The organism is Lysinibacillus sphaericus (genome assembly GCF_005217585.1).
GTDB classification, from domain to species: domain Bacteria; phylum Bacillota; class Bacilli; order Bacillales_A; family Planococcaceae; genus Lysinibacillus; species Lysinibacillus sphaericus.
Map to the genome: position 1 here is coordinate 695,605 of NZ_SZPT01000001.1, position 26,850 is coordinate 722,454.

The following is a 26,850-nucleotide window of genomic DNA, read 5'->3' on the forward strand; positions in this document are numbered from 1 at the left end:
AGCGCCACCATTTAAGGGCGCGGCATGGTTTATCGGCTAGTTACGGCTAGGGTAAGCATGTACAAGCGGACAATCAGCGTGCAAATACGCTCAATTAAGGACTACCGCACGTCTAGGACGATAAATAGACGAGTACATACGGATAGAAATATCCCAACCTAACAGGAGCATACGAGCCACCTAGGACGTCACTATGACGCTGAAATATGCGGTTGTTACTTATTGTTGCTATTCGCGTATTTCTACGAGACTAGCGATAATAGGTAACCACTTTGCGCCGATTTCCCGGAGCAAGCAGCTATTCTGCTGAAAATGGGTGCGGTTGTCAAGATTTAGTTCTGGAAATCACATCCATTTCATCTGATTCGGAAGGTTCGTTTTTTAATATTATTTGTTTTGTTTATTATGTAATTCCAAAATGTTATGGAATTTAATATAGTCATCATATACCAATTTTCGTTAAATAATAAAATAACAGTACACCAATTAATCCTCCTAAAAGACATAAAAAAGAATTAATATAGTAAATTAGGCTCAATGCCTTTATAATAAAGTTTGAATTCACATAAAAAGGAGGGTAGAGGAATGGGGAAAATTTCGAAACAAAATAAGTCATTTATTATTGTTTGTAGTATGTGTTTGATATTATTTGTTTTAGTTTTTGCAATTATATTAAACTATTTAACTAATTGGAATTTAGGATTTAATATTTCACAAAATTCCACATGGATTAGCTTTTACGCAAGTATAATTGCAGCAATTATAGGAGGCATTATTAGTGGGGGATTAACTTTAGGCGGTGTATACATAACAATAAAAAACTCTGAGAAAAATGAATTGCTAGACAAATTACCGGGGAAGATTTTAAGTATGGACTACATATTAAGTAATTCTTTGGATTTAGATTTATTAGAAACTTTACTTTATAATAATAATTATAAAGATTTCTATTCTAAATTTTATAATTTAGCTGAGAATAAGCAAAATATACTTGAGAAAGCGGCTAACGTTAATACCGATTTTTATCAAATAGTAAAAGAATATATCAATATTGTCGATAGAGTGATTTTTATACATTTTAATATTACGGATGGAATAGAAAATTCTTTTGAACTTGAAGAAGATGTTTATGATCAATATAATCCAATTATTTGGGAGAATATTTCTGATTTAAGTACTGTTGAAAAACTTCTAAAAAAAGAATATGAAGGTATATTGGAAAAATATAAAGAAGTCCAAACCTTTTAAAAGATAAGAGCGCAGCCAATTAGGCATGCGCTTTTTCTTCATCTACTATTTCAATGAGATCACTAATATCACAATTCAAAGCTTTGCAAATCTTCTCTAATGTATCGAACTTTATTCCATCAGTTTCTTCGTTATATAATCGTGAAAGGCCATTTCTATGTAATCCAGTTACTTCCGCTAATTCAGAAATCTTCATTCTTTTTTCACCTAATAAACGAGATAAATGTACTTTAATCATATGTAATCACATTCCTTTTTTACTTCATTTTACACTGTAGTGTACGTAACTTCAATTTATTGTTGACAATGCACACTGTAGTATATATTATATTAATTATTAAGCACACTGTAGTGTTCAAAAATAACACTGAGAGAGGCGGAATGTGAAATGTTTACGACGTTAGACGAAGGCAAATGGTTAACAGACAACGAAGTTTGGTCAGTGGAGTATCAGATTGTGACGTTTGAAAAAGAAGGCGTATTCTCAACGTCTTATCAAGTGTTTGTGAAACGACGTAATTATAGATGGGATTACACAGTTCCCACGATACCAATTCCGTTATACGTACAGGAAATGATTGACGACACTATTCGCAAGTGCAAGCGTTTAATAGCAGAGCATACGAAAAAAGTAGCCGACCAAGCTACGGAAATTGTTATCGCAGATAGTAGTGACTACTTAGATAACTACGAAGCAGTATTAACAGAGAAAGGCGCGTGGCGAACGATTGTTATGCGTTTATCAAATAAAGCACTTAAAACAATTCCGATTTTCGATCATATGCATGTAGTTTGTTCAGATTTCTATCGCGCCTTAATAGTTGATGGTCAGGAGTTAGTGATTGGGGGTATTCCAGCATGAAACATAAACCGTCAGCACAGTCGTTTGAGCGTGAATATAAGAAGGCGTACATTAAGTTACTAACGAAAGCAGCCGTTGATACAGCGAAGCAGGTAGACGCATATTTTTTCGGCGAAGAAGGCGAAGACGGTGAACTTAGAGTATGGTACTACGGTACAACAGCGTTTTCTATCGCAATAGCTTTGTTTATATATGTAATGATGTAATTAACGACATTCCGCTAATGCAGAGAGAATAACAAACTTCCTTATTATATGACGGTTTTCATGTTGCAGCGTGAGAGCCGTTATTTTTTATAACAACGACAAAGTTCGTAGGTATATTGGTACATTTTTAATTAATTTTGTGCGTTTGTTGCAAATCGGCTTTCCGAAGTCCGCTTAATAAAGTAAGGAGGTCGCAATATGCAAGTAATTGATTATCGCATTTTGAAATTTATTTTCGTAAAAGTGTACGGATTTAATTGTTTATCTATATTAGTTTAGTAGGGACGGAGTTTAATTTTAATAAAAGTGCGCCAAACGGAAATTTTTTGTATATAAGTCAGTAGGAATAAATTTTTACGGAAAGTTGTCCCAAAACAAGATATTTTAGTCTGCTATGTATAGTAGGTAGAAATTTTTCAGAAAGTTTGCGAAAAGTGTTAATGAATAAAAATTTAAGTCCGCATTATAAATTAGGGTGAGAATTTTATAAAAAGTGATATCGATTCTCGGTTTTACTCGGTACTTAATAGTAGGAGAATGTTTTTTCTGTAGCTTGTTGCAAAACGAGTTGAAAAATCGGGATATATAAAGTAAGAGCAAAGTTTTATAGTATTTGTCCCAAAATCTATCGTTTTAGTGTGCAGTATACAGTAGAACGAAAATTTTTCAAAATGTGATATCAAATTAAGATTTTAATCCCCTATGTAAAGTGTAGGAAGAAAATTATCAAAATCATGTCCGAAACTGAATTTTCAATCGGGTATATAAGGTAGGGAGCAAATTTTTTATCGGAAATGTTAATAGAATTTGATTTTAGTAGGCTATGTAAAATAGGTGCAAATTATTTTATGAAATTGTTGCAATAAGAATCATTTTACTGTGAGTAGTAAGTAGAGGCAATCCCGTCGATCAATCGGCGTTCATATAAAAAACCAAAACAAACAAAAGGGAGAGATTTTTATGTCACAAACATTAAACCGCGTATTCAATGAGGAGAAAGAAAGTTACCTATATTACAACGAGGCTTTATTAAACAATAACGTAATTATCGAACAATCTACCTTTGAAACTAACGAAGGTTTTCAAACGATGATCGACGTGCTTCATTATAACGATATGGATGCTGTTCAATACACGTTATATTGGGACAATCCATTATCAGCGATTCAAGTGTATCGAATTGTTAAGGATGTTCATGCATTATACATCGAAAATACGTTAGGTGATTTCTTGCAATTGATGAACGAATTGAGTGTGGTGTCATTAAGTGCGATGGCTCAAACAAGCCAGGAAAATAAAGCGGAAATCATAGCTAGAATTACTGGTTTATTCAAAGCAGTGTAGCAATAGCGTCAAACAAACGACGTTCACATATAAAAAACCAAAACAAACAAAAGGGAGAGATTTTATTATGACAAACACAGTTGAGTTAGAGGTAAAACAGTTTGAAACGGAATCAGTAGCCTCATTTAAACAACTTAATGAAAGACAACAAATTTTAGATGTATATGTAAACTTGTTTACTAAAGCGATTCACAAAAAGATTGCTGGAGAAACTTTCGAAACTATCTTAGAAGAACTAATGGAAAGACATATTAAACTTTTACCTCTTGCAATAAAAGATGGGGATCTTATTGTGAGCGAACTAAATGTTATCGGAGCATTTGAGAGACTTTTCGAATTGAGAGGAGTTGAGGAAATTGTAAAACAAATACAATGTGTCAATGAAACAATGTCCATTCATGTTCATTCATTGAAACAATCTAGTGAAGGTAAGCTGCTAGGTATTTTCGCGAAATATTCGTTAGATACAACAGAGTTAGAGGCACGGTTTCCGCAATTATTCTATGCGGAAAAATACCCGAACTAGGAGGAACGTAAATGAATAAACGCATTAAAGTAATACGTTCATTACGAGTGGTAAACGATTTAACGGCGAAGGGGCATCGCATTATAGGTGTCGAGCCTTGCCGTAAGTCACCCCGGTATACATGCTTCATTTTCGAAGATACTCCGGCTTTACAAGAGGCATTAAAGTACGCCTTTCAACACTAGAAACGATAATTGTCCGCAGCCAAACTATTACACAGCTAAAGGAGACGATATTATGACGGAACAAACAACTCAAACGATCGAGGTACAAACAGCTTTACCTTACAAGTACGACGCAGGTTGGACAGGCGTCCCTAACTCCATATTCGAAATTTATTCGTTTCATCCAAAGTTTACTGGGGCGACGATGCTTGTTTACTTGTTCTTATTACACCGCCATAACCATAAAGAAGGTTACGCTTGGCCAACGCATGACCAAATAGCAGATGCGGTATGTGTAAGTCGCACCACAGTTGGTTCGTCAATTAGGGCTTTAAAGGAATTGGACTTAATTATAGTTGAGCGCAATCCCACTCACGGTAACGATGTGTACTTCTTTAAGCGACCTATTGTTGACCGATCTACATTTGAGCGCAAATTCCCAGAGGCATTAGCGAAAAGAATTAAGCACGAGCAATCTCGTCTGTTAGATATTCAACAGAGGCATGAACGAAAAGAGGAGTTTGAAGCTAAACGTAGGGCAGCGAAACAAGGTCTTTTGTGAATATATATTTTCCAATGTGTAATTTTTACTTTGCTGTGGTGTAATTTCTGTACCGTATTAATACTTACTTACCAAGACTTACGTATAAAGACTTAAAACATTTAGCGCTCATTAATGCTTAAAAGAGTGCATTAATAAACGCTATCTATCACTCTCATATATTAGTGATGGTATTTAAAAGAGTATGAACAAAAAATACAACGAGTGGTTAAATTTTTACACCACTAAAATGGAGGTCAGCCAATGACGAAATTAGTCGCAGCCAACAAATTAAGAGCTATGAGAGCTAGCAAAACAACGTTCGCACTAATCGAATATGCCGAAGCTGAAAAGAAATTAACGGGCATTCCGGCCACTTATGAAAACGTTTATCCCGGCTCGATATTTACACATAAAATACTCACAGCGTACCATCACGTTAAGTCTAGCGGAGATATGGCGAAATCCAAAAGCCCGTCGATACTGGAGCGTTTTGCAAATGTAGATGATGTACGGCTAAAAACTGCGAAGGTTACAACGCTTGAAGGAATGACTCGCGAGTTCAGTAAACTATGGGAGCATTTGGACCGCAAGAGTATTAAAGCGAATCCGCCTGTTAACGATAGGGCTTACGTTGAGCGATACGAATTTACAATTACGGATTTATACAACGATTTAATGTCGAAGATTGAATGGTCGCTACTTCGATATATGGCGTTGGTTTATACGTTTGGATTCGATGCGTTGCCGTACTATTCTACCGTATTAGATTACTCGTATTACGTCCAGGAGCGTAAGAAGTTCAGACGTTGTAAGTACATGTTTTGTCTGAACATGTTTCCGATTGAAAAAGAAAATGCACGAGAGGATAAATCAAAGCGAGTTGACAGCCGATTTTGCTGCGATGCGTGCCGCAAAGCCTCACATGATGCGAAGAAACGATTTATTAAAACGGGTTCGTATTTACCTATCGAGTATTATTCACCACTGTACAACGAATCGATAGACGATCGTTATAGACTTCACGAAAAAACACAGCCAGGATATGTAATCGAATCGGAGATAATGAAGAAGAAACCGATGTTTAAAGTACAGTTGAAAAACGAGGATTACAAGCATGGGAAAATGGTCAAATATAAAACGTTGGCCGAAGCCAAACAAGCCCAAATAATTGCAGAAAAAGTTGATAAAATAGCCATTTATCATGATATTATCCGTCGGACAAACCCCCATATATGTGAAGGGCATTAGCCCGCATTTATTTTTAAGGTAGTAGCGTCAATATTGAACAATAGAATACAAAGGAGGACATGCGATGAAACCTCGCACGATTAAGGCACTACGTTCGTATCATGGTTTGACGCAAGGAGAGTTCGCTTCGCAGATTGGCTACGCTCGAACAACGATTAGTGATGTAGAGAACATGCGGAAATATCCGTCTGCTGCGTTGTTAGCTGCTATCACTCGACAGTTTGAAATTACAGATGAGTTTATTGCTTTTTTGCGTGATTTCGAAAAATTAAATGGAATCATCCATGATTACACAATATCATGATTTTTGTCAAAAGTAAAGCGTTAAGAGAATCAGCCAATAAGCAGCGAAGGGGATGACTGCTATTTCAGCAGAACTTTGGAGACAAACAGATTCAACGTTTGCTTTGTACATTGACTCAGAGCATAAGCGAGAAATCCGCAACATTAAACGAACACGCGATTGGGATATTACAGCGACATATCAAAAGAACGGAAAACTAATTGGTTTACAGTGGCGAGTGTCTGAAAAGGACTATCGATCCGCAAAAAGAATCGAAAAGCGTATCAACAAAAGTGTACATGAAATCGTAGAAACACCGTCGTTAGACACGGGTTAGCCTTCGGGTGAACAAACACCTTACCCACTAGTCTAATGTCGCTGAAATCAAGCGAAACGACAGAGTCGTGTCAATATACGTAGTAAAAAAAGCAAGGTGACAATTAAAAGGGGGATTTAAAAATGACAGATGAAAAACAGACCGATTTAGTAGAAGAAAAATTATTTACACAGAGCGAACTAGACGAAATTATTTCTAAACGTTTAACTCGCGAACGAAAAAAGAGCGCAAAGTTAATTCAACAATTGTCGGATTACATTCAAGTGCTTTCCGAAGGGGGTGAGTAAATGACAGAGGAACAAATCGAACAAGTTGACGAAGTTTCAACGGAAGTTATCGAGCCAACGGAACAACCGACAGAGCAAACGGAAATTGACGAGTTACGAGCGCAGGTAGCCGAGTTTGAAGCGCTAAAAGCGCAATTAGCAGAGCAAGAGGCGACTCAAAAAGCCGAGATATTCGCGCAGAAGGTCGAACAATCTGGCGTTAAAGACTTCGATAAATTACAGCCGTTTTTAGATGCTACAAAGCTAGAGGGCGATGCGCTCGATGAACTGCTCGGCATTTTGCAAGGCATGAAGCCAAAGCAGACACCGATTGGTACAGCGACAAATGGCGGTAATGGTGGTCAAAAGACTTCACAAGAAACGATGCTTGCAAACGCAGAGGCAGCAGCAAAACGTACAGGATCAGCAGAAGATATTGCCGCATTTAGCGGACTAAAACAAAAAATTAAACAATTTGGAGGACGACGATAATGACAAACGCAATTAATACAACAAACTTAGTAGGTAAGAAAGAATCTGTAGTAGACGAGGTATTACTACTTAATCCAAACCAAACACCCTTAATCAACTTACTCGGTTTTAGTCAGCCAGTAACGAATACCATTCATCAGTGGTATGAGGACAGTGTATTCGCAACAAAAACAAAAGTAACAGCGGCAGCAACTGCAGCAGCAACGGAATTAACAGTAGCAAGCGTGGAGCCGTTTGTAATTGATTCGGTTGCACAAGTCGACGAGGAATTAGTTCTTGTTACTGCTATTGATAAGGCGGCTAATAAGCTGACAGTAGAGCGTGGATATGCGGATACTACGGCGGTAGCAATTGTAAAAGATGCTGAACTCGAGTTCCAGTATGACATGACTCCGGAGGGAGCAGACGCACCGAAATCGCGATACAAGGCGCGTACTCCGCAAAATAACGTAACTCAAATATTTATGGAGACGGTAGAGGTGACGGGAACGGCACAAGAAGTTAATCAGTACGGTATGAATGATTTATACAACTACGAAAAAGCGAAGAAGCAAGAAGAAGTAGCGTTACAACTAGAAAAATCACTTATAAACGGCGTCAAGCTCGACAATGGTGTTGTTCGTCACATGGCTGGATTACGTCAGTTAATTAAAACGAATGTCATTGACGCTGCGGGAACAAAAGTTACCGATAAAATGCTAACCGATTTAGCGCAGACCGTATTCGAAAGTGGTGGCTTAGCGGGCGGTGGTAACCATGCGTTTATTGTATCAGCACATCAAAAACGTGCAATCAGTGAATTACAAAACGATAAAATCCGTATCACACAAGCGGAAAATATTCGTGGACAAGTAGTTGACCACCTAGTAACAGACTTTGGGAAATTCCCGATTGTAATGAACGCTAACGTTAAGACGAATGAAATTTTCTTAATTGACATTAGCCGCACGAAAATCAAGCCGTTAGGGGGACGTGGGTTCTTCCATAAAGAGTTGCCGGAACAAGGCGACAGAAAAGCCGGCCTGATAATTGGCGAATATACACTAGAGTTCAAACAAGAGGCGGCACATGGCCGAATTAAGAATTTAGCGTAACAATTTTCGAGAGGCTTGCGATTAATTTCGCAGGCTTCTTTTTATTTGAAAAACGGAATGGGAGTGTGAATATATGCACAAACATACACAAAGCGCATTAATCAAGCAAGCTGCTACGATGGCAACTTTAGCAATTGAAACAACGGCTAACGTCGATATGACGAAAACTTTACGCGATTTAAAAGGTTATCAAGCGAGCTTAACGCTAGTGAAAGATGCTGAATTAAAGCCATTCGGTCAACAAGCGAAAACGCTCGTTACATCTACGATTAAATATCTACAGAATCGAACACAACAGAATTTAGAAACTGCGCATAAGCAACGTGACAAGTTATCCGAGATGATGCGCGTTCACATGGGGCGTGATTAAATGGCAATTGATTTAGTCGCCATCTTTCGTATGCAAGACGAAGGAACCGCCCAAATACGACGCATAATGCGCCAAATGGACAATCTAGGGAACGCTACTAGAAATGCAACTCGAGCAATTGGGAATCAGGCGAATCAGTTAAGTGGATTAAAGTCGCAAATAGCAGGAGTTGCAGGAGCGTACTTGGGGGCTCAAACAGCGGTTAAGGCTTTTAACTCAACAGTCGGTAATGCTGCAAAATTCGAGCAGCAAGAATTAGTAACACGCACCATGTTTAAAGATGATGGTAAGGCAGCCGAGTATATGAAATTAATGGAGGATATGGCCCTAAAATCTGCAGTACTAAATACTGACGACATGATGGTTGGCTCAAAGTCTTACGTAGGACTTACCAAGGATCTTGGACAATTAGAAAAAATGTGGAATATCACGGAGAAATTACAAGCATTCTCGGGCGTCGATACGAAACAAGCCAGTTTTTCATTGAAAGAAGCATTTCAAGGGGATTATATCAGTATCGTTGACGCAATTGGTATTGATAAAAAGGAAATGCAAAAAATCGTCAAGTTGAACGGCGTGGACGCTAAAATTACTGCTATGAACGCTCTGCTCGATAAAATGGGTGTAACAGATAGGACATTAGAGGAAATGGCAGGCTCAACACTAGGTCAGTGGTCAGCTATCACCGAGAAGGTTGGTGTATTCTCGAGGTTAATAGGGAAAACGCCTAATACTAAACTCGGGGCCATATTAAAAGAAATAAACGTAGCATTTGACAATATAAATACGGATGCATTTGCGAGAAAAGTGGGCGATGCTCTAGGTATTGGACTCGAAAAGGTTGTAGACTTTACCAAAAAGATATGGTCATTGAGAGAAACTATTGCGTCAGTTGCGAAAGTAGTTGGTACGTTTGGGTTATCCGTCGGTGGAATTGTCTTAGTAGCTAAAACGATTATGGGTATTGGCGCTGCAATTGCTTTCTTGGCATCGCCTATTGGTTTGATTGCTGGAGCCATTACTGGGTTAGTATTTGGATTTATGCAACTATATCAACGTAGTGAGACGGTTAAGAAAGTAATAGATGGAATTGGTAGTGCGTTCAAAAGCATCTCACATATTTTTACAGGTGAGCACAAAGCGGCAATTGACGTTTTAAAAAGTGCTGGTTTTTCGGAAGAACAAATCAGTCTTATCCGCAAGTTCGGATATTCTATGAAAGATGCGTTCGATAAACTGAAAGGCATCTTCCAAAGTACAGCACATATTTTCACAGGCGAACATAAAGCAGCAATAGACGTTTTAAAAAGCGCAGGATTCACGGAAGATCAAATCGAAACTATTCGTAGTTTTGGATATGGCTTAAAGTCAGCATTCGATAAGGTAGTAGAAATATTTGACGGTTTGGGTACGATGATGATGGGTGGGGGATCGTCAGACTTCCTTGCTGCACTCGGATTATCCCCGGAAGCTATTAATAATATTACTTCATTTGTTAACACGATTAAGACGCAATTAGGCGAAGTGATTCCGTTCATTAAGGAAAAGTTCGAGCAGATGCGCCCAACTTTCGAAATGCTACAAAACGCTTTTAAAAAGGTTCAAGGCGTCGTGATGGAAGTATTTCCTGCAGTTTGGAGTGTATTAGAGCCGATTTTATCGAACATATGGTCAAGTATCCAACGAGTAGCCGACGTTGCTACATGGGCGTTTAATAACATAATTGTTCCGGGTCTTGCCTTATTGAGCGCCGCATTTTCTGCCGTTTGGAGCATTATTGGGCCTATCCTCGAATTAATTGGCGCCGCAATTAAATTGTCTTTCGAAGTTCTGAAAATAGTTTGGGACACAATTATAGCGCCATTTGCTGAAAATTTAACAGGAATATTTGCTAAGGCGGTTGAACTCGCAATTCCTATCGTAGAAAAAATCGGTAGCGTATTTGAAAAAATCGGCGGATTGATTAGTGCTGCAGCCGGTAAAATTTCAAACTTTGCAGAAACGTTAAAAAGTGTTAAAGTGCCCGGTTGGATCGGAAAAATCGGAAGTGGTGCCGCAAGTTTTGCAAGTAACATTTTCGGAGGAGGCAAAAAGGACGGCTCACACTATAACGGTATTGGACGTATTGGATGGGACGGGTATATCGCAGAACTCCACGCAGGTGAGCGAGTATTAAACCGATTCGAAGCCGATCAATATGACGCAGTTATGGGCGGAGAAATGCAGGTTGCTGGCGTATCCGACTTTAAGCACGAAGCAAGAAGCGTAAATAATACGACTATCAATCAGAATACTACGAACAGTAGTGGAATTGACGCTAAACCGACGCAAGGTTCAACGAGCATTTCCATCGCTAAACTTGCGGACAGTATCGTAGTACGTGAGGATGCGGATGTTACACGAATTGCTGACGAACTTGTAGCGAAAATCTTGGAGAAACGTGGGGTGACGGCATGAATTAACGAGGCAGGCATCGGCTATTACATCGGTGTTTGCCTTTTCTATTACAACGAAAGCAGGGGATTAGATGGCTTTTACAACTAACGCACAATTGACGGGCGAACTAGCAACACTTAGCGCATTGCTAGGCGATGAGTATGTACCTTTTCCGAACACAAGTGATTACTTTGCTTACGAGGTATACGAAAGATATAGGAGTGAAGCGAATCAGTTTCTATTAGGTTACGCAAGCATTCTTATAAAGACGGGACGCTATTTTGATGTGGATGAAACACCTAAACTACGTGAGTGGATAGACGCATTCGAAGTAGCAGGAACGTGTCACGACGTACTGCTAGCTTGTACATGCGGTATGACTGCGTACTATTTAAAGCAAGCCATTCAAGGCGGAACAGGATCTGCTATTGTGAGTGCTGCTACGATTCTATCAATCGTAAAAGAAACATATCGTCCGCTTGAAGAAGAAATGGAGCGTCTCGATTACAGCGGTGACTATGACGCATACTTAACGCAAAAAATGGAGGAATATAAACAATGGTTAAACTAACACTAGACGGAATAAAGGCTAAACTAACGACGAATCAATTAAGAGCGGCGGAATTACTGCTAGAAAAGGAGTATGCTCCAAAAGGAGAGAAGAAAACTTACGCAGAAATTGCGGAAGAACTTGGCATTGATACGTCAACGCTTTATCACTGGCGACAAAATACCGACTTTGTACGATACTTAGCAACAGTCAGCGATACAAAGTTAGATAGCGCTAGAGCAGCAGCAGACGCACAGCTAATGCGCCTGGTGAACGGTACTTCTAATAATGGCAATGCGTCTATTAAGGCGCTAGAGATGTACTATAAATTAATCGGTAAGCTAACGGAGAAACGAGAAATCATACAGACTACGCAAGAGACGCAAGTACATGACGTTGATGCGATTAAGGCGGAAATTGAGCGACTACGCGGTACAGTATAAATAAATGACGCAATGTTAACGGGCATGCCTTCGGGTGTGTCCGTCTTTTTTTATGTCCGCATTATCACGAATAATCACGAAATCATCGGGCAGACAGGGCTGGCGCGTGAGGGTGTCTGAAATCTCCACGGTTCAATCTGACGCAGTTTCGACGCATTATAACGTTATGCAAAAGGCAGGCAGTCGTGAATCCGGTCGTTACCGTTAGAGTACACTTATGTGGTAACGAAAATGAATGCTTACAAACGTTGATATAGAGCTATTCTTAAATTACCGTTTGATTGTTACCGTAATTATTGGTACGATATTGCTAACAATAACGGATAAAGGCGGTAATACGATGGCAACTTACGGTTATGTACGTGTATCAACAGTTGAACAGAACGAAGCTCGTCAGCTTGCGACAATGAAGGAGCTAGGCGTTGAGCGTAAGAATGTATACGTCGATAAAGCGTCGGGGAAGGATACGAACCGTCCGCAATATCAAGAGTTACGCAGCACGATACAAAGTGGCGACTTAATTTATATGGACGACTTGGATCGATTAGGGCGCTCATATGACGATGTGATTGACGAGTGGAAGTATATCACACGTAAGGTAGGTGCGGATATCGTAATAACGTCCAATGCTGAGCTATTCGATAGTAGACGGTTTAAGTCTATGGGTGACATCGGTAAGCTGTTAGAGGATCAATTCCTATCGATGTTGGCGTATGTTGCGGAGCAAGAACGTAAGAAGAATAAGCGTCGTCAACGTGAAGGAATTGAAATCGCAAAAGCAAAAGGAAAGTTTAAAGGACGTAAAACGAAGTTAGTCGAAGGCGGAGAAGAAGAAGTAAGACGCAACGCAATCATAAAGGATTATCAAGACGGCGTTTCAATCGCTGATATTCGCAAGACTTATAAAGTTGGAACAGGAACAATTTATCGATTGCTTGAACGTGAAGGAATAAAACGATAACAAAACGATCAATGAACGAATTAAACCTCGTTTGTTGGTCGCTTCTTTTTTTGCGTTGAAATTGCGTTACCCCCAAGCCCGTCAGCCGTAACCCGCTCATCTGCTCCTCGCGACTTCTAAATAATATTTTTAAATCCTCAATGTAAAATTTAAAATCGAGTTTCTACTTATTATAATATAAAAATTAAATTGACGTAAAACTAACGGAAAGTAAAAAGCCCTTTTATGCTAACAGTACCAACTGTTTAGGGGAGAAATAATGGAATTTATCGACGCAAGTTTCGGTAATACAGCATGGGTTGTATGTTTTAATTGAGTAATGTATAGTGTCTTTTAGCGCTAATAAGCCGGTTGTCGACACCGGGAAATGAGAGTAAGTTATGGACGAAACTAAGCAATACTATACTCCGAAAGAGATTGCAGAAAAAAGCGATTATAAGGTAGATACGATTAGGCGTATTGCTGCTTTATTTGAGGAACATAATAGGCATTTTAGTAAACAAGGCAGTAGAGGGAGAGTATATGATGACTATGCATTAGCTTCTTTTTTACTTTATAAAAGCCGAGTAGAAGAAATAGGAGAGCGAGATGCTATTCGTTTTGCTTTAAAAGTTATTTACAGTATCAATATTGATAGATGATAATTTTTAGCTTGATATTCAATTTAAATGACTGTAATATTATCGGTAAATATAAATCGTTAATAACTGCGAAGGCTACCGTTAGAATGACCGGTAAACTTATGTAGTATGATCGTTAAATATAATAAGTAAAACATACGCTAAGCCAATCGTGGCAATTACGAGTCCATTTCGTCGATGTTTGGCTACACCGTACACCACTTAAAGTCGAAGCCGACAAATAGCGAATTTATCGCCATGATTGCGGACAAGATTCGTATTGATATGATGGCGAGTTAATTAACAGTTATAACAGCTTACAGGACTTATTTAGAGAGATTTTTTAAAAATTTATAAAGTAGCTAATGCAAGTCATTACATTAAACTATGAAACACATTCATTTCTGGGATATCCCATTTATGGAGGTGTTTTTTTTTTTTTGCGAGATTTTGGCAAGAAACAAGTAATTAAAACGATACATATGCAAAAAAGACGTTTTCAGGCAGATTTATAAAAATATTAAGGCTTTATAAATAATGTTAATTTTTTGTTATAAATCTGCAGAAATCCTTATTTTTCGAAAAATATATGTTTTAAAATAATAGCGAGAAAAAATAAGGAGGTTAGATATGAGCCATATTGAGTTAGTTAAGATTTCAAAGACGTACCAAAAAAAGCAAGCTGTATTGAATGAAATCAATTTAACAATTAACAAAGGTGAGTTCTTTGTCCTTGTTGGACCTTCTGGGTCTGGAAAGAGTACGTTACTTAGAATGATTGCAGGTCTTGAGGAAATTTCTGAAGGTATATTGAAAATGAACGGTAAAATTGTAAATCATATTCCACCAAAAGATCGGAATTTATCAATGGTTTTCCAAAATTATGCCTTATATCCGCATCTTTCTGTAGAACAAAACATTCTATTTGGTTTACAGGCAAAAAAAGTGAAGAAACAAGAGCGACAAAGAAGATTATATGAAGCCGCGGAAATGATGGGATTAATTGAATTGTTGGAACGTAAACCAAGAGAGTTATCCGGAGGTCAAAGGCAACGTGTAGCACTAGCGCGAGCGATTGTAAGTCAATCACCATTATGTTTAATGGATGAACCACTTTCAAATTTGGATGCAAAGTTGCGTGCGAATATGCGTGTGGAAATTCGTAGATTGCAAAAAAAGTTAGGAATGACAATGATTTATGTTACCCATGACCAAGTAGAAGCGATGACAATGGGAGACAGAATAATGGTCTTAAACGATGGGGAAATTAAACAAGTTGGAAAACCAATTACGCTTTATAACGAACCAGCTAATTTATTTGTAGCTTCTTTTATCGGTTCTCCAAAGATGAATTTGGGAAAAGCGATTCTTTCAGAAGAGGGCAAGCAATTAGTAGTTGAAGGTCATCTTCATCTAGACATAAGTTCTTTATTTGGGGAGGAACTACCTACAAATAGACAGTTTACGATTGGCATTCGAGCTGAGCATCTACTGCCAGGAACAATTGAAAACACAAACTATCTTTTGGAAGCGGTGAATGTAGAACAATTAGGGAATGAAACATCAATAGCATTTGAAGTTGGTGCTGAGTTATGGACGGCTAGGTGGTCTGGACAATGGTTCATCAAAATAGGACAAAAAGTGCCAGTACAAATATTGCCAGAAAATCTATTATTCTTTGATTCGGTAACTGGCAATTTAATTCACTCAGTTTCTCAAGGTAGAGTACAAGAGGTTTTAACAACATGCGTATGACGAACACTACTAATAATACAAATAACAACCACCTTATAGAAATGGAGCAAGTTAAAAAGAAAATCCGAATGAACAATTTTTATAAAGGGATGTTGTTTTTATTACCTTCTATTATTTTGTTTAGTGTTTTCTTGTTTTATCCTCTGTTTCGGACTATCTATTTAAGCTTTTTCTTAACGAAAGCAAGCGGTGATACGACTATATTTGTTGGGCTCGAAAACTATGTGAATATGTTCGCCTCACCTCTTTTTTTGAAAAGCATGAAATCTACGTTTTTATTTGTCTTCTATACGGTGCCCACTACCATCATTATTAGTTTGTTCCTTGCTGTAATAGCCAATGAAAAACTTAAAGGAATTGGCTTCTTTCGAACGATTTTTTCCTCCACTATGGGAGTATCAGTTGCCGCAGCTTCTGTATTATGGTTGTATCTGTTTAATCCGACGATGGGGTTATTTAACCAAATACTCGATGTCTTTGGGTTTGAAGTCATTGGATGGCTAACAGATCCAAAATGGGCACTTCTTGCTGTCTCTGCTACAACAATTTGGATGAACATAGGTTTTACCTTTTTAATTTTATTTAGTGGGTTGCAATCGATTGATTCATCTTTATATGAAAGTGCTGAGATCGAAGGAGCAGGTTATTTCTATAAATTGCGTAGAATAACAATTCCAATGCTGTCACCCACGTTATTCTTTGTAATTACTGTAACAATTATTAATGCATTTCAATCGTTTGGGCAAATTGATATCTTAACACAGGGCGGACCAGTAAATGAAACGAATTTACTTGTTTACTCGATTTATCGAGAGGCTTTTGTAAATTATAGGTTTGGTTCAGCAAGTGCACAAGCCATTGTGCTGTTCATTTTAATCTTATTAATGACATTATTACAATTTAAGCTAGGTGAAAGGAAGGTACATTACCAATGACAATGTCTACCAGCAAAAAAGTCATTTTTTATGTCATTCTCATCCTTTCAGCTTTACTGTTAGCAGGACCTATGATTTTGGCATTTGTAATGAGCTTGATGACTAATCAAGATATTTTAACCGGTAGCATACCGACTGCACTCACCGTTGATAATTATAGTCGAGCATTTGAACGTACACCTTTACTTAGTTATTTAATAAATAGTTTATTAGTGTCAATTGTTATTATGCTGGGACAACTACTGTTATCAAGTTTAGCAGCTTATGCTTTTGTTTTTTTAGAGTTCAAAGGGAGAGATTTATTATTCTATATTTTTATTGCAACTTTAATGGTTCCTTTTGAGGTTTCGGTTATTCCTAATTTTCATTTAATCCGTGATTTAGATTGGATTGATTCTTATGCAGGGTTGACTATCCCTTTCTTTGCAACAGCTTTTGGAACCTTCTTGCTAAGACAAAACTTTAAACAAATACCTAAGGAATTAAGGGAGGCAAGTCAAATTGCCGGTATAGGTGATGTTAAATATTATCTAACAGTTGTATTACCAGTTGCAAAGTCTAGTTTAGTGACATTCGGGATATATGGATTTTTATCCTCGTGGAACATGTACTTATGGCCACTCTTAGCCACAACAAATGACAAGGTACGTACTGTACAAATCGGTTTGAAGCAATTACAGACCCAAGAGCAGGTAAATGAATGGGGTGTTATCATGGCAGGCGCAGTGATTGTCATTATTCCAACATTAATCTTATTGTTCTTTGGACAAAAGAAGCTTCAAAAAGGTTTAACGGAAGGTGCATTGAAGTAATCGAATTTATTTAAATCCATTAAAAGGAGAAATAAGATGAGAAAATTATTTGCATTTCTTACACTTGGAATTGTTGTATTGTTGTCAGCATGTAATTCAGAAGGTAATTCTACACAAGGGCAAGAAGGAGACAAGCCTAGTTCTACTGAAAATACACGGATGCAAGAGGTAACGTTTTGGCATTCGATGGGTGGAGCTGCCCAAGATTCGTTAAATAAAATTGTAGGAGATTTTAATAAATCACAAGATAAAATTCATGTTAAAGCGCTCTACCAAGGTACTTATGATGAATCGTTAACAAAGTTTAACGCAGTTGCTGGTTCAGATAGTGCACCGACAGTCATTCAAACATTTGAAATAGGCACAAAGGCGATGATTAACAGTGGACAAATTGTTCCTATTCAAGAGTTAATTGATGCAGACGGATATGATATGAGTGGATTAGAAGAAAATATTACAAAGTATTATTCGTTAGATGGGAAGTTCTATTCAATGCCCTTTAATTCTTCCACTCCAGTTATGTATTACAATAAAGATGCATTTAAAGCGGCAGGACTAAATCCAGATGCGCCACCAAAAACGTTTGAGGAAGTAGCAGAAGCAAGTAAAGCAATCGTTGAATCTAATCCAAAAATGAAAGGTTTTGCATTACAAGCATACGGTTGGTTATGGGAGCAATTATTAGCCAACCAAGGTGCGTTATTATTAAATAATGACAATGGACGAAATGAGACGCCTACGGAAATCGGTTGGTCGGAAGAAGAGGGCAAATCAATCCTCAACTGGGTGAAAAATATGGTTGACGATGGGACATTTGCTAATTATGGTACAAATTATGATAACATGATGGCTGGTTTTTTAGCAGGGGATGTATCAATGTTTTTACAATCTTCTGCTAGTTCAGGGGATATTATTGATAATGCTCCATTTGAAGTAGGTATTGCTTATTTGCCTTATCCAGCAAATAAAGTTCGTCAAGGCGTTGTTATTGGTGGGGCTAGTCTTTGGATGACTGCTAGTAAACCAGAGGCTGAGCAAAAAGCAGCTTGGGAATTTATGAAATATTTACAAACTCCAGAAGTTCAAGCAGAGTGGCATGTAGAAACAGGGTACTTTGCCATTAATCCGTCTGCATATGAAGAACAAATCGTGAAAGATGCTTGGGCTAAAAAACCACAATTACAAGTTACAGTAGATCAGCTACAAGATACAAAAGCTTCTTTTGCAACACAAGGTGCGTTAATGGATATGCTTCCAGAAGGTCGTAAAATTATAGAAACGGCTCTTGAAACGATTTATAATGGCGGTGATGTGAATCAAGCACATCGTTCTGCTGTTGAGCAATTTAATGCTGCCATCAAACAGGCCAATGCTGCAAGAGGCGAATAATTCATATATCAATAATTGTAAACATTGCTTGTAATACATTCATAGCGCGAGAGCATACGAGCGGATTATTGTTTCTGTTTAGGTTGGTCATGGCGCTTCACAGTGAAAATCATAACGCCTTTTTAGACAGTTTACATGTACTGTTTAAAGAGGCGTCTTTTATATACCGAAAATTTTATAATACTTTCGTCGTTAGATAAAAAATGATAGGGCAGCGAGCCATTGAAGTAATACGGCATAGAAGTTGAAGAACAGGAAATTTGAATCTAAACAGACGTTTGACCGTATACCTAGTATCATGAGTTTTGGAGGGATTTTATGGTTAATGCTTACAAGGTGGCTCTTATTGGTGGAACGGGGAAAGTAGGGCGTTATATTGCTTCTAAAGCGGTAGCGAAAGGATATCAAGTCCGCATGTTAGTTCGAAATCCAGAAAAAGTAATAGACAAGGACAGTAGGATTGAAATCGTCAAAGGGAATGTAAAAAATGTAGAAGATATTCGTAAGCTACTAAAAGATTGTCAAGTAGTTATAAATACCTTTGGTCAACCAATCAAAGAGAAGGCGATGTATAGCAGTATCACTAAAAATATACTCGATGTAATGACTGCATTACATATTGATCGTTACATTGGTGTAACAGGTGGCTCTCTAACAATAACAGGCGATCACAAAAGTACGTTAAATAGAATAGGGGCAGCGTTGTTTAAAATAATGTACTCTAATATGATGGGAGACAAGAAGAAAGAATGGGATATTTTGACCAATCATCCACATATTCAATGGACGTTAATTAGACTACCATTTATAGTAGATGGCGCAGAAAGAGGAAATTTGAAAGAACATTTAACGGATATGCCTGGCACAAAAATAACTAATCAAGATATTGCGACTTTTATCATTCATCAAATCGACAATTTAAACTATGTACATAAAGCACCGTTTATTGCAAATTAATTTAAATTCCCCCAGTTTATTTATTTCTGCAAAGTACAGTGGCAAATTAATGATGGATTGTATCCTATCATTAATGAACTATGAATGGTATTATTGTTACAAAATGTAATATATACTATATAAAGCTTGAAAAATTGGAGGGAAATAGACATGGGGTTATTTGATGGATTAATGGGCAATGCAAGTGAAGTCAATCTAGATAAATTGCAGGAAGAAATGAAAGAGATCTTAATACCGAATGAGACCATTCAAAATGCGTATAAAATTATTAGAGATACGTTTATTTTTACGAATAAGCGGTTAATTTTAATCGATAAACAAGGGGTAACGGGCAAGAAAACCGAATATCATTCAATTCCTTACAAAAATATTTTACATTTTTCAGTGGAAACGGCGGGCACATTTGATTTGGATGCAGAGCTGAAAATTTGGGTTTCAGGCAGCCAATTGCCGATACAGAAAAATTTTAATAAATCGACTAACATTTATAAAGTGCAAAGTGTTTTAGCAGAATATGTGCTAGGTTAGTATTCAATGGGCGGTTAACAGGGTTAAAGCTGTTAATCGTTTTTTTGCCTTTTTGATTATAATAGGGACGGAGGGATTATAAATGAAAAGCGTAAATTTTCAACTTGACCATCATAACGCATTAGAAATAACACAAATTAATGAGCAGTTATATGAGCTGCGACTGAGCGTTAATGGAAGCATCAGTGTTTTCTATTTAACGCGTGAACAATTATGCACGGATAGCAGAATTGAAGCATTTCAAGATAGATTAAGCAGTGACTTATTTACAGATAATAAATGACTAAAAGCCCAGAGTCTTTATGTTGGATACTTAAGTAAATTTGCAAATAAATAGTAAGTTAAAACGGTACTTTATGCAGTAATGTTCTACTTTAAGAAGTTTTTTAGTAGACAAGACCTAATGCAAAAAAAATAAAATGAGGATTTATGTGAATATAGCTATTTCTTTTTCAAAGTGTTCATAAAAATAACCTAAAAATTTACTGGGTTTTTATGCAATAATAACATTTCCACTTTTGCAACGAAGGAAAACATGTTTTTTTATAGTATATATCGTCTATTTTTTAGAGGAAAAAGGTTTGCACTATGTACAGAGCTTACTGATAAAGTAGGGGTATTTTCTTTATGAGTAGTGACAATTGTCTCTAAACAAATGTAAATAGATTGTATATACTTACATATAGAGGGAAGGAGGAGGTAGCGTGATTCTAGTTCGAAATGATAACTTCGAAATATCGGAAGAAAACGGAAAGGTATTTATGCTTACATACAGCGCTGGGTTTCCATTAAAAGAATTTGATGGCGTCTTACGTAGTCACCCACGACTAAAGTTATCTAATTTTTCTATATTAAAAACTGTACTAGCGACAGAAAGCACAAGTCCTGTTGAGATTGGACGCTGGCTTCCAAATGTTGAAGCTGAAATTGCTCGAGATAAAATGTCTGCCTCTATATTTATATATGAAACAGCTGATTATATTCAAAAGAATAAAGAAAAATTAACGGAACAAATTTTGGAAACATTAGCGGATCAAGGCATTATTTATGGCATTTTAGACTTTGATATTTCAAAGGTTGAACCTGGCAAAGCGTTTTTAATTGCGCAAGGAACGTCACCTGTGGCAGGTACGGATGCACAAATTACATATTTACCTAAACCTGAAAGAAAACCTGTCATTCGTGAGGATGGGAAAGCCGATTACTACGACATGAATTTTATTTCAGAAATTTCAGAAGGCTCTTGGCTCGGTGAGAAAATTCCTGCAACGATGGGCAAGCCTGGTCAAAATGTACTCGGTGAAATGATTGCGGCAGCACCTGGTCGTGATTTTCCTATTCGATATGACAAAAAATCAGCGTATGAAGTAGAAGAAGATGGTAAAATCGTCATTCGTTCGAAAATAGCGGGTGTGTTAGATGATGTCAAAGGTGCGATTGGTGTAAATCGCCATCTACCAATTCATGGAGATGTAGGCGTTGAGACGGGGAATTTAGAGTTTAATGGCTCTTTAAGCATTAAGGGAACCGTTACAACTGGCTATACTGTTATTGCAACCGGAGATATTTCCATTGAAGGTGCGGAAGGGGTAAGCGGCGCAAAACTAATTAAATCAATCGAAGGTGATGTATACATTCGAGGTGGTATTTTTGGTTTGGGTTCAACACTCGTTGAAGCCGGTGGCAATATTTTCGTGAAGCATGTCAATGAAGCTATTTTAGTCGCAGATGATAGTATTCATATCGGTTTTTATTCACTTGGATCACAACTTACTGCCCATTCCATTTTTGTCGATGAGCGCAGAGGAAAAATCATTGGTGGGCGTGCTGTTGCCAAAAATACAATTGTTACAGCCATTTCGGGAAACCGTCTAGAGCGGAGAACGGATTTAATCATTGAAAGTGTCAATAAACAGGAAAGTTATGCAATGATGCAAGACAAAGCAACACAGTTAAAGCAATTGCAATCCGATATTTCAGAGCGTGAAGCGAAGATTACAAGTTTACTACCGCTGCTTAAGCAAATGTCTACACAGCAAATTGCTGCCTTTGAAGAAACAAAGCAAAGCTTATCAAAGTTAAAAGCAGAAGCGGTGACGCTAGATCGTGAAATTAAGTTAATGATGGATGAAATGCGTCATGCTGGAAAAGAAGAAATTATTGTTACAAAGGAAGCCTATCCTGGTACCTATATTCAAATTGGCAAAAAGTCCTCGTTGTTAAATAAAATGACGAACGGAAAATTTTTACTGGAGTTTGGTGAGCTGAATGTATAATGAATCATTCATCCCTGTGTTTGCGCATCGCGGGGCGTCTGCTTATGCGCTAGAAAATAGTTTCAAAGCGTTTGAAAAAGCATTAGAGCTAGGTGCCAATGGGATTGAGTTAGATATTCAGCTATCAAAAGAAGGGATACCCGTTGTTTACCATGATCCGCAATTATCAAGATTAGTAGGCAGTAATAAGCTAGTGAATGATTGCACAATAGCGGAATTGCAGAGCTTTAAATTAGGGAAGCCGTGGAGAAGGTTTTTTTCATCGTATAGAATTCCGACATTTGAAGCGGTTTTAGCATGGGCAAATAAACACCAACTCCCACTGAATATTGAATTAAAATCGACCATTCTTGACAATCAAGATGCGCTCGTTCAACTGCTTCAAGGGCTTAAATTACCAGCAGGTAGCCATTTTTCATCATTTCATTATGAGCTGTTAGAGGTTGTGAAACGTCATGCGCCACAGCATGAAACAGCGCTAATCGTCACAAAAAAATTAAAATGGGATTTGCTGAGTGATTATAAGGCAATTGATTGTGTTCATATGCATAAAAAGTATTATAAACCCCGCTATTTAGAGGCATGTGTAGCTAGTGCTAAGACATGTCGCTTTTATGCGATTGATGGCAGTGAAAAGTTTTTGACGAATCCACATACATCCGTAGTAGGGTGGATTACTGATTTTCCGGATAAAGTTATCCATGTACAGCTACGTCAATAAAAATAGCTATCCAGTAAGTCACAAAGTTCTGTGGCCTATTTGGATAGCTATTTTTATTTTTTTTGGAAGCGCGGAGCCACTTTTCCTTTTTTTCGATCGCGGTGTAATAAAAAGCCTGCGAAAAAGCCAAAGCCGACAACAAAGAAAATGATGCCAACAACAAATTGTAGCCATAAAAATGGGAAAGGTGAGATGAGCTTACCGAATAATGTATCACGCATAAATTTAATGCCACCTGCGGCCATTAGACCTGGAATTAGCATGACAATAAACGCAGCAAAACGAGCCATACATGTCCCTCCTCATACCTAACTTTAATTGTACCTGTGGATAATGGAATGTCAAGAAAGCCTATGAATCTAAGGCGTCTCGTAAAAGCGCAGGAAGAAGCTCAAAAACTAGTAATCGTAACTGAATTTTTAGAAAATTCTTACTTAGTAGGAAAAGTGTAATAATAGTTGCGAAATTGTGAATTTGTCAGTATTGTAAAATTAAATGGAGCGATATTATCCATTGCAAAACAGTTTTATCATTTTTTAAAAATTTGATTGGGATGGGCATTAGGGGTTGCACTTTCCAAAGCAAAGGGGCGAGTTTTCATGGAAATCTTCAAGTATATGGAAAAGTATGATTATGAACAATTGGTATTTTGCCAAGACGAAGCATCTGGGTTAAAAGCGATTATCGCTATCCATGACACAACACTTGGACCAGCATTAGGTGGTGCTCGTATGTGGACCTACGCGACAGAAGAAAATGCGATTGAGGATGCATTAAGATTAGCACGCGGGATGACATATAAAAATGCAGCTGCTGGTTTAAACCTTGGCGGTGGAAAAACGGTCATTATTGGGGACCCATTTAAAGATAAAAACGAAGAAATGTTCCGTGCTTTAGGTCGTTTCATTCAAGGATTAAACGGTCGCTATATTACCGCTGAAGATGTTGGTACAACCGTAACAGATATGGATTTAATCCATGAGGAAACAAATTACGTTACAGGTATATCGCCAGCGTTTGGTTCATCGGGTAATCCTTCACCAGTAACTGCTTATGGCGTTTATCGTGGCATGAAAGCAGCGGCGAAAGAAGCATTTGGTACGGATATGCTAGAAGGTCGTACTATATCGGTACAAGGGCTAGGAAACGTAGCTTACAAGCTTTGCGAGTATTTACATAATGAAGGTGCAAAACTTGTAGTAACAGATATTAACCAAGCGGCTATTGATCGTGTTGTCAATGATTTTGGCGCTACAGCAGTTGCACCTGATGAAATCTATTCACAAGAAGTCGATATTTTCTCACCGTGTGCACTTGGCGCAATTTTAAATGACGAAACGATTCCGCAATTAAAAGCAAAAGTTATCGCTGGTTCTGCTAATAACCAACTACAAGATTCACGACATGGAGATTATTTACACGAGCTAGGCATTGTTTATGCACCTGACTATGTCATTAATGCAGGTGGTGTAATCAATGTCGCGGACGAATTATATGGCTATAATCGTGAACGAGCGATGAAACGTGTAGATGGTATTTACGATAGTATTGAAAAAATCTTTGAAATTTCCAAACGTGATAGTATTCCAACATATGTTGCGGCAAATCGTTTGGCAGAAGAACGTATTGCTCGTGTAGCGAAATCGCGTAGTCAGTTCTTAAAAAATGAAAAAAATATTTTGAACGGCCGTTAACAACGTCTATTCGCTAAAGAGAAGTCGCATTGTCGACTTCTTCTGTTTAAATAGTAGTAAATAAATGTCTAGGCTAATAGATTCGTCATTACAATAAATGACGTACACCTTTCATTGCAATGTCTTTAAGATAGAGATTGTTGCCTGTGGCGATACAGCGCTTTTCCTCGATGGATTGCACTATGACGCCAGTTAGGAGAGAGAGGCTTTAGCACTTTTCTCATAAGGAGGAATAACATATGGCTCAAAATTATGATGTTGTTATTTTAGGGGGAGGGACAGGTGGCTACGTTGCAGCAATCCGTGCGGCACAATTAGGCTTAAAAACAGCTATTGTGGAACGTGAACGACTTGGTGGTACTTGTCTACATAAAGGCTGTATTCCGAGTAAAGCATTACTTCGAAGTGCTGAAGTATATCGTATGGCCAATAAAACCGCGAGTGAATTTGGCGTAGACATTACAGGTGTTACCTTGCAATTCAATAAGGTGCAAGCGCGCAAACAAGCAATAGTAGAGCAATTAAGCCAAGGTGTGAATACACTGATGAAAAAAGGCAAAATCGATGTTTATGAAGGAACAGGTCGAATTTTAGGACCATCTATTTTCTCACCAATGCCAGGTACTATATCAGTAGAGATGCGCAATGGTGAGGAAAATGAAATGCTTGTTCCTACCAATGTTGTCATTGCAACAGGATCGAAGCCACGAGGAATGGCAGGATTAACGGTTGATGGGAAGTATGTCATGAATTCTGACCATGCATTGCAAATGGAAGAATTACCGACTTCATTATTGATTGTTGGTGGTGGTGTAATCGGCATCGAGTGGGCATCTATGCTTTGTGATTTTGGAGTAGCTGTAACTGTAATTGAATACGGTCCTACGATTTTACCAGCTGAGGATGCGGATATTGTAAAAGAAGTGACAAAACAGCTTGAAAATCGTGGTGTGCGCATTGTGACGAATGCTCGGTTAAATACAGATAGCTTTAAAATAGAAAATGATAACGTTTTCATTTCGGCGAAGCTTCAGGATAATGAGGAACAATTTGAAGCAGAGAAATTATTGCTTTGTGTTGGACGTGAAGCAAATATACATGGCATTGGTTTAGAAAATACCGATATTGAAATCGACAACGGCTTTATTCAAGTACGCGATTCTTATCAAACAAAGGAATCACATATGTATGCCATTGGAGATGTAATCGGTGGTTTACAATTGGCGCACGTTGCCTCACATGAAGGCTTGTCCGCTATTGAACATATTGCGACAGGAAAAGTAGCGCCGTTAGATGTTTTGCAAGTACCGAAATGTGTGTATTCCTTCCCAGAAGTGGCTAGTATCGGTTTAACGGAAAGTGCTGCTCGCGAAAATGGTCATGTATTAAAGATTGGTAAATTTCCTTTTAAAGCAATAGGTAAGGCGCTAGTTAATGGAGAATCAGATGGTTTTGTTAAAATAATAGCCGATGAAAAAACGGACGATATTTTGGGTATTCATATGGTAGGGCCGCATGTGACAGATTTAATAGGAGAAGCTTCATTAGCGAAATTATTAGATGCAACTCCTTGGGAAATTAGTCAAGCAATCCATCCACATCCATCATTAAATGAAGTATTAGTGGAGTCAGCTTTAGCTGTCGATAAGCGAGCTATTCATTTTTAATGCGTTTATAGACATTACGCCGAATTGTAACAAATAAAAAGACCGACATAAATTGTGATACTAAAGGAGCTTGTGCGCAAAATACAGGCACTTTAGCACGTTTTCTAATGCGAAAGGGGTGT

The 26,850-nt window shown here is 37.8% G+C and carries 32 protein-coding genes and 1 pseudogene; 31 read left to right on the forward strand and 2 right to left on the reverse strand.

All coding sequences use genetic code 11. From position 1 onward, the window contains the following. Window positions 1–585 precede the first annotated feature (585 nt). Entirely contained in the window at window positions 586–1,248 is a 663-nt protein-coding gene (locus FC748_RS03430) for a hypothetical protein (protein WP_108029716.1), read from the forward strand. 19 nt (window positions 1,249–1,267) lie between these two features. Here the strand turns inward: FC748_RS03430 and FC748_RS03435 are convergent, their stop codons facing one another. After that, the gene (locus FC748_RS03435) at window positions 1,268–1,486 is read right to left on the reverse strand and encodes a helix-turn-helix domain-containing protein (protein ID WP_108029715.1); all 219 of its coding nucleotides are present in this window, start codon (window positions 1,484–1,486) and stop codon (window positions 1,268–1,270) included. 150 nt (window positions 1,487–1,636) lie between these two features. Here FC748_RS03435 and FC748_RS03440 point away from each other — a divergent pair, with 150 nt between their 5' ends. From FC748_RS03440 to FC748_RS03565, 28 genes and pseudogenes are all read left to right on the forward strand, one after another. Further along, window positions 1,637–2,110 (forward strand): hypothetical protein, encoded by a 474-nt coding sequence (locus FC748_RS03440; RefSeq protein WP_108029714.1) that lies wholly within the window; start codon window positions 1,637–1,639, stop codon window positions 2,108–2,110. Further along, a complete protein-coding gene (locus FC748_RS03445) occupies window positions 2,107–2,316 on the forward strand; it encodes a hypothetical protein (RefSeq protein ID WP_108029713.1) in 210 nt (69 codons plus the stop codon). The genes FC748_RS03440 and FC748_RS03445 overlap by 4 nt, the downstream gene beginning before the upstream one ends. Window positions 2,317–3,276: 960 nt before the next feature. Next, window positions 3,277–3,660 carry a hypothetical protein gene (locus tag FC748_RS03450; RefSeq protein WP_108029712.1) on the forward strand — a complete coding sequence of 128 codons (384 nt, stop codon included), beginning with the start codon at window positions 3,277–3,279 and terminating at the stop codon, window positions 3,658–3,660. Window positions 3,661–3,727: 67 nt separating this feature from the next. Continuing rightward, the gene (locus tag FC748_RS03455) at window positions 3,728–4,186 is read left to right on the forward strand and encodes a hypothetical protein (protein ID WP_108029711.1); all 459 of its coding nucleotides are present in this window, start codon (window positions 3,728–3,730) and stop codon (window positions 4,184–4,186) included. Between the two features lie 11 nt (window positions 4,187–4,197). Next, on the forward strand, window positions 4,198–4,371 hold the full coding sequence (locus FC748_RS21930) for a hypothetical protein (protein ID WP_167492621.1): 174 nt from the start codon (window positions 4,198–4,200) through the stop codon (window positions 4,369–4,371). A gap of 52 nt (window positions 4,372–4,423) precedes the next feature. Further along, window positions 4,424–4,912: a helix-turn-helix domain-containing protein gene (locus FC748_RS03460; protein ID WP_108029710.1), complete on the forward strand. Its 489-nt coding sequence runs from the start codon at window positions 4,424–4,426 to the stop codon at window positions 4,910–4,912. A gap of 243 nt (window positions 4,913–5,155) precedes the next feature. Beyond that, on the forward strand, window positions 5,156–6,142 hold the full coding sequence (locus tag FC748_RS03465) for a hypothetical protein (protein ID WP_108029709.1): 987 nt from the start codon (window positions 5,156–5,158) through the stop codon (window positions 6,140–6,142). Window positions 6,143–6,206: 64 nt separating this feature from the next. Then, window positions 6,207–6,446, forward strand: coding sequence for a helix-turn-helix domain-containing protein (locus tag FC748_RS03470; protein WP_103977090.1), 240 nt, complete (start codon window positions 6,207–6,209; stop codon window positions 6,444–6,446). A gap of 52 nt (window positions 6,447–6,498) precedes the next feature. Next, on the forward strand, window positions 6,499–6,762 hold the full coding sequence (locus FC748_RS03475) for a hypothetical protein (protein ID WP_108029708.1): 264 nt from the start codon (window positions 6,499–6,501) through the stop codon (window positions 6,760–6,762). 122 nt (window positions 6,763–6,884) lie between these two features. Further along, complete coding sequence (locus FC748_RS21935; protein ID WP_167492622.1) at window positions 6,885–7,049, forward strand: hypothetical protein; 165 nt, start codon at window positions 6,885–6,887, stop codon at window positions 7,047–7,049. Then, the gene (locus FC748_RS03480) at window positions 7,050–7,520 is read left to right on the forward strand and encodes a hypothetical protein (RefSeq protein ID WP_108029707.1); all 471 of its coding nucleotides are present in this window, start codon (window positions 7,050–7,052) and stop codon (window positions 7,518–7,520) included. It begins immediately after the preceding gene. Further along, on the forward strand, window positions 7,520–8,614 hold the full coding sequence (locus tag FC748_RS03485) for an SU10 major capsid protein (RefSeq protein WP_108029706.1): 1,095 nt from the start codon (window positions 7,520–7,522) through the stop codon (window positions 8,612–8,614). Before FC748_RS03480 ends, FC748_RS03485 begins: the two co-directional genes overlap by 1 nt. Before the next feature lie 73 nt (window positions 8,615–8,687). Continuing rightward, complete coding sequence (locus tag FC748_RS03490; protein WP_103977086.1) at window positions 8,688–8,984, forward strand: hypothetical protein; 297 nt, start codon at window positions 8,688–8,690, stop codon at window positions 8,982–8,984. A gap of 75 nt (window positions 8,985–9,059) precedes the next feature. After that, window positions 9,060–11,441, forward strand: a complete 2,382-nt coding sequence (locus FC748_RS03495) for a phage tail family protein (RefSeq protein ID WP_137102284.1) — start codon at window positions 9,060–9,062, stop codon at window positions 11,439–11,441. Between the two features lie 70 nt (window positions 11,442–11,511). Then, the gene (locus FC748_RS03500) at window positions 11,512–11,991 is read left to right on the forward strand and encodes a hypothetical protein (RefSeq protein WP_108029704.1); all 480 of its coding nucleotides are present in this window, start codon (window positions 11,512–11,514) and stop codon (window positions 11,989–11,991) included. Continuing rightward, window positions 11,979–12,413: a phBC6A51 family helix-turn-helix protein gene (locus FC748_RS03505; protein ID WP_108029703.1), complete on the forward strand. Its 435-nt coding sequence runs from the start codon at window positions 11,979–11,981 to the stop codon at window positions 12,411–12,413. Before FC748_RS03500 ends, FC748_RS03505 begins: the two co-directional genes overlap by 13 nt. A gap of 340 nt (window positions 12,414–12,753) precedes the next feature. After that, window positions 12,754–13,374, forward strand: coding sequence for a recombinase family protein (locus FC748_RS03510; RefSeq protein WP_108030008.1), 621 nt, complete (start codon window positions 12,754–12,756; stop codon window positions 13,372–13,374). A 380-nt stretch (window positions 13,375–13,754) separates the two neighbouring features. Beyond that, on the forward strand, window positions 13,755–14,015 hold the full coding sequence (locus FC748_RS03515) for a hypothetical protein (RefSeq protein WP_108029702.1): 261 nt from the start codon (window positions 13,755–13,757) through the stop codon (window positions 14,013–14,015). A 147-nt stretch (window positions 14,016–14,162) separates the two neighbouring features. Beyond that, a pseudogene (locus FC748_RS03520) lies at window positions 14,163–14,294 on the forward strand (sporulation initiation factor Spo0A C-terminal domain-containing protein); the annotation flags it as partial. 330 nt (window positions 14,295–14,624) lie between these two features. Beyond that, window positions 14,625–15,749: an ABC transporter ATP-binding protein gene (locus tag FC748_RS03525; RefSeq protein WP_108030030.1), complete on the forward strand. Its 1,125-nt coding sequence runs from the start codon at window positions 14,625–14,627 to the stop codon at window positions 15,747–15,749. 41 nt (window positions 15,750–15,790) lie between these two features. Beyond that, window positions 15,791–16,684: a carbohydrate ABC transporter permease gene (locus FC748_RS03530; RefSeq protein WP_029747084.1), complete on the forward strand. Its 894-nt coding sequence runs from the start codon at window positions 15,791–15,793 to the stop codon at window positions 16,682–16,684. Then, window positions 16,681–17,496 (forward strand): carbohydrate ABC transporter permease, encoded by an 816-nt coding sequence (locus FC748_RS03535; RefSeq protein WP_108030031.1) that lies wholly within the window; start codon window positions 16,681–16,683, stop codon window positions 17,494–17,496. The genes FC748_RS03530 and FC748_RS03535 overlap by 4 nt, the downstream gene beginning before the upstream one ends. A gap of 36 nt (window positions 17,497–17,532) precedes the next feature. Beyond that, window positions 17,533–18,885: an ABC transporter substrate-binding protein gene (locus FC748_RS03540; protein ID WP_108030032.1), complete on the forward strand. Its 1,353-nt coding sequence runs from the start codon at window positions 17,533–17,535 to the stop codon at window positions 18,883–18,885. A 318-nt stretch (window positions 18,886–19,203) separates the two neighbouring features. Further along, a complete protein-coding gene (locus FC748_RS03545) occupies window positions 19,204–19,842 on the forward strand; it encodes an NAD(P)-dependent oxidoreductase (RefSeq protein WP_108030033.1) in 639 nt (212 codons plus the stop codon). A gap of 150 nt (window positions 19,843–19,992) precedes the next feature. After that, complete coding sequence (locus tag FC748_RS03550) at window positions 19,993–20,370, forward strand: PH domain-containing protein (RefSeq protein ID WP_024361163.1); 378 nt, start codon at window positions 19,993–19,995, stop codon at window positions 20,368–20,370. Window positions 20,371–20,452: 82 nt separating this feature from the next. Further along, the gene (locus FC748_RS03555) at window positions 20,453–20,653 is read left to right on the forward strand and encodes a hypothetical protein (RefSeq protein WP_108030034.1); all 201 of its coding nucleotides are present in this window, start codon (window positions 20,453–20,455) and stop codon (window positions 20,651–20,653) included. 421 nt (window positions 20,654–21,074) lie between these two features. Continuing rightward, window positions 21,075–22,646, forward strand: coding sequence for a flagellar assembly protein A (locus FC748_RS03560; protein WP_025219919.1), 1,572 nt, complete (start codon window positions 21,075–21,077; stop codon window positions 22,644–22,646). Further along, window positions 22,639–23,367, forward strand: a complete 729-nt coding sequence (locus FC748_RS03565; RefSeq protein WP_108030035.1) for a glycerophosphodiester phosphodiesterase — start codon at window positions 22,639–22,641, stop codon at window positions 23,365–23,367. The genes FC748_RS03560 and FC748_RS03565 overlap by 8 nt, the downstream gene beginning before the upstream one ends. 53 nt (window positions 23,368–23,420) lie before the next feature. On the opposite strand, the gene FC748_RS03570 is transcribed toward FC748_RS03565, so the two are convergent. Next, the gene (locus tag FC748_RS03570; protein WP_010859733.1) at window positions 23,421–23,657 is read right to left on the reverse strand and encodes a DUF2627 family protein; all 237 of its coding nucleotides are present in this window, start codon (window positions 23,655–23,657) and stop codon (window positions 23,421–23,423) included. 309 nt (window positions 23,658–23,966) lie between these two features. Here FC748_RS03570 and FC748_RS03575 point away from each other — a divergent pair, with 309 nt between their 5' ends. Together FC748_RS03575 and lpdA are read left to right on the forward strand one after the other, a co-directional pair. Beyond that, a complete protein-coding gene (locus tag FC748_RS03575) occupies window positions 23,967–25,061 on the forward strand; it encodes a Leu/Phe/Val dehydrogenase (RefSeq protein WP_025219917.1) in 1,095 nt (364 codons plus the stop codon). Between the two features lie 239 nt (window positions 25,062–25,300). Then, window positions 25,301–26,728, forward strand: coding sequence for a dihydrolipoyl dehydrogenase (gene lpdA / locus FC748_RS03580; RefSeq protein ID WP_024361158.1), 1,428 nt, complete (start codon window positions 25,301–25,303; stop codon window positions 26,726–26,728). The last annotated feature ends 122 nt before the right edge of the window (window positions 26,729–26,850 follow it).

Coding starts and splice junctions, on each gene's coding strand:
- FC748_RS03445 (WP_108029713.1), top strand. CDS start 2,107: ATGAAACATAAACCGTCAGCACAGTCGTTTGAGCGTGAATATAAGAAG.
- FC748_RS03435 (WP_108029715.1), bottom strand. CDS start 1,486: ATGATTAAAGTACATTTATCTCGTTTATTAGGTGAAAAAAGAATGAAG.
- FC748_RS03555 (WP_108030034.1), top strand. CDS start 20,453: ATGAAAAGCGTAAATTTTCAACTTGACCATCATAACGCATTAGAAATA.
- FC748_RS03430 (WP_108029716.1), top strand. CDS start 586: ATGGGGAAAATTTCGAAACAAAATAAGTCATTTATTATTGTTTGTAGT.
- FC748_RS03470 (WP_103977090.1), top strand. CDS start 6,207: ATGAAACCTCGCACGATTAAGGCACTACGTTCGTATCATGGTTTGACG.
- FC748_RS03485 (WP_108029706.1), top strand. CDS start 7,520: ATGACAAACGCAATTAATACAACAAACTTAGTAGGTAAGAAAGAATCT.
- FC748_RS21935 (WP_167492622.1), top strand. CDS start 6,885: ATGACAGATGAAAAACAGACCGATTTAGTAGAAGAAAAATTATTTACA.
- FC748_RS03450 (WP_108029712.1), top strand. CDS start 3,277: ATGTCACAAACATTAAACCGCGTATTCAATGAGGAGAAAGAAAGTTAC.
- FC748_RS03550 (WP_024361163.1), top strand. CDS start 19,993: ATGGGGTTATTTGATGGATTAATGGGCAATGCAAGTGAAGTCAATCTA.
- FC748_RS03515 (WP_108029702.1), top strand. CDS start 13,755: ATGGACGAAACTAAGCAATACTATACTCCGAAAGAGATTGCAGAAAAA.
- FC748_RS03440 (WP_108029714.1), top strand. CDS start 1,637: ATGTTTACGACGTTAGACGAAGGCAAATGGTTAACAGACAACGAAGTT.
- FC748_RS03535 (WP_108030031.1), top strand. CDS start 16,681: ATGACAATGTCTACCAGCAAAAAAGTCATTTTTTATGTCATTCTCATC.
- lpdA (WP_024361158.1), top strand. CDS start 25,301: ATGGCTCAAAATTATGATGTTGTTATTTTAGGGGGAGGGACAGGTGGC.
- FC748_RS03565 (WP_108030035.1), top strand. CDS start 22,639: ATGTATAATGAATCATTCATCCCTGTGTTTGCGCATCGCGGGGCGTCT.
- FC748_RS03475 (WP_108029708.1), top strand. CDS start 6,499: ATGACTGCTATTTCAGCAGAACTTTGGAGACAAACAGATTCAACGTTT.
- FC748_RS03460 (WP_108029710.1), top strand. CDS start 4,424: ATGACGGAACAAACAACTCAAACGATCGAGGTACAAACAGCTTTACCT.
- FC748_RS03575 (WP_025219917.1), top strand. CDS start 23,967: ATGGAAATCTTCAAGTATATGGAAAAGTATGATTATGAACAATTGGTA.
- FC748_RS03545 (WP_108030033.1), top strand. CDS start 19,204: ATGGTTAATGCTTACAAGGTGGCTCTTATTGGTGGAACGGGGAAAGTA.
- FC748_RS03510 (WP_108030008.1), top strand. CDS start 12,754: ATGGCAACTTACGGTTATGTACGTGTATCAACAGTTGAACAGAACGAA.
- FC748_RS21930 (WP_167492621.1), top strand. CDS start 4,198: ATGAATAAACGCATTAAAGTAATACGTTCATTACGAGTGGTAAACGAT.
- FC748_RS03525 (WP_108030030.1), top strand. CDS start 14,625: ATGAGCCATATTGAGTTAGTTAAGATTTCAAAGACGTACCAAAAAAAG.
- FC748_RS03465 (WP_108029709.1), top strand. CDS start 5,156: ATGACGAAATTAGTCGCAGCCAACAAATTAAGAGCTATGAGAGCTAGC.
- FC748_RS03540 (WP_108030032.1), top strand. CDS start 17,533: ATGAGAAAATTATTTGCATTTCTTACACTTGGAATTGTTGTATTGTTG.
- FC748_RS03570 (WP_010859733.1), bottom strand. CDS start 23,657: ATGGCTCGTTTTGCTGCGTTTATTGTCATGCTAATTCCAGGTCTAATG.
- FC748_RS03500 (WP_108029704.1), top strand. CDS start 11,512: ATGGCTTTTACAACTAACGCACAATTGACGGGCGAACTAGCAACACTT.
- FC748_RS03495 (WP_137102284.1), top strand. CDS start 9,060: ATGGACAATCTAGGGAACGCTACTAGAAATGCAACTCGAGCAATTGGG.
- FC748_RS03505 (WP_108029703.1), top strand. CDS start 11,979: ATGGTTAAACTAACACTAGACGGAATAAAGGCTAAACTAACGACGAAT.
- FC748_RS03455 (WP_108029711.1), top strand. CDS start 3,728: ATGACAAACACAGTTGAGTTAGAGGTAAAACAGTTTGAAACGGAATCA.
- FC748_RS03530 (WP_029747084.1), top strand. CDS start 15,791: ATGGAGCAAGTTAAAAAGAAAATCCGAATGAACAATTTTTATAAAGGG.
- FC748_RS03490 (WP_103977086.1), top strand. CDS start 8,688: ATGCACAAACATACACAAAGCGCATTAATCAAGCAAGCTGCTACGATG.
- FC748_RS03480 (WP_108029707.1), top strand. CDS start 7,050: ATGACAGAGGAACAAATCGAACAAGTTGACGAAGTTTCAACGGAAGTT.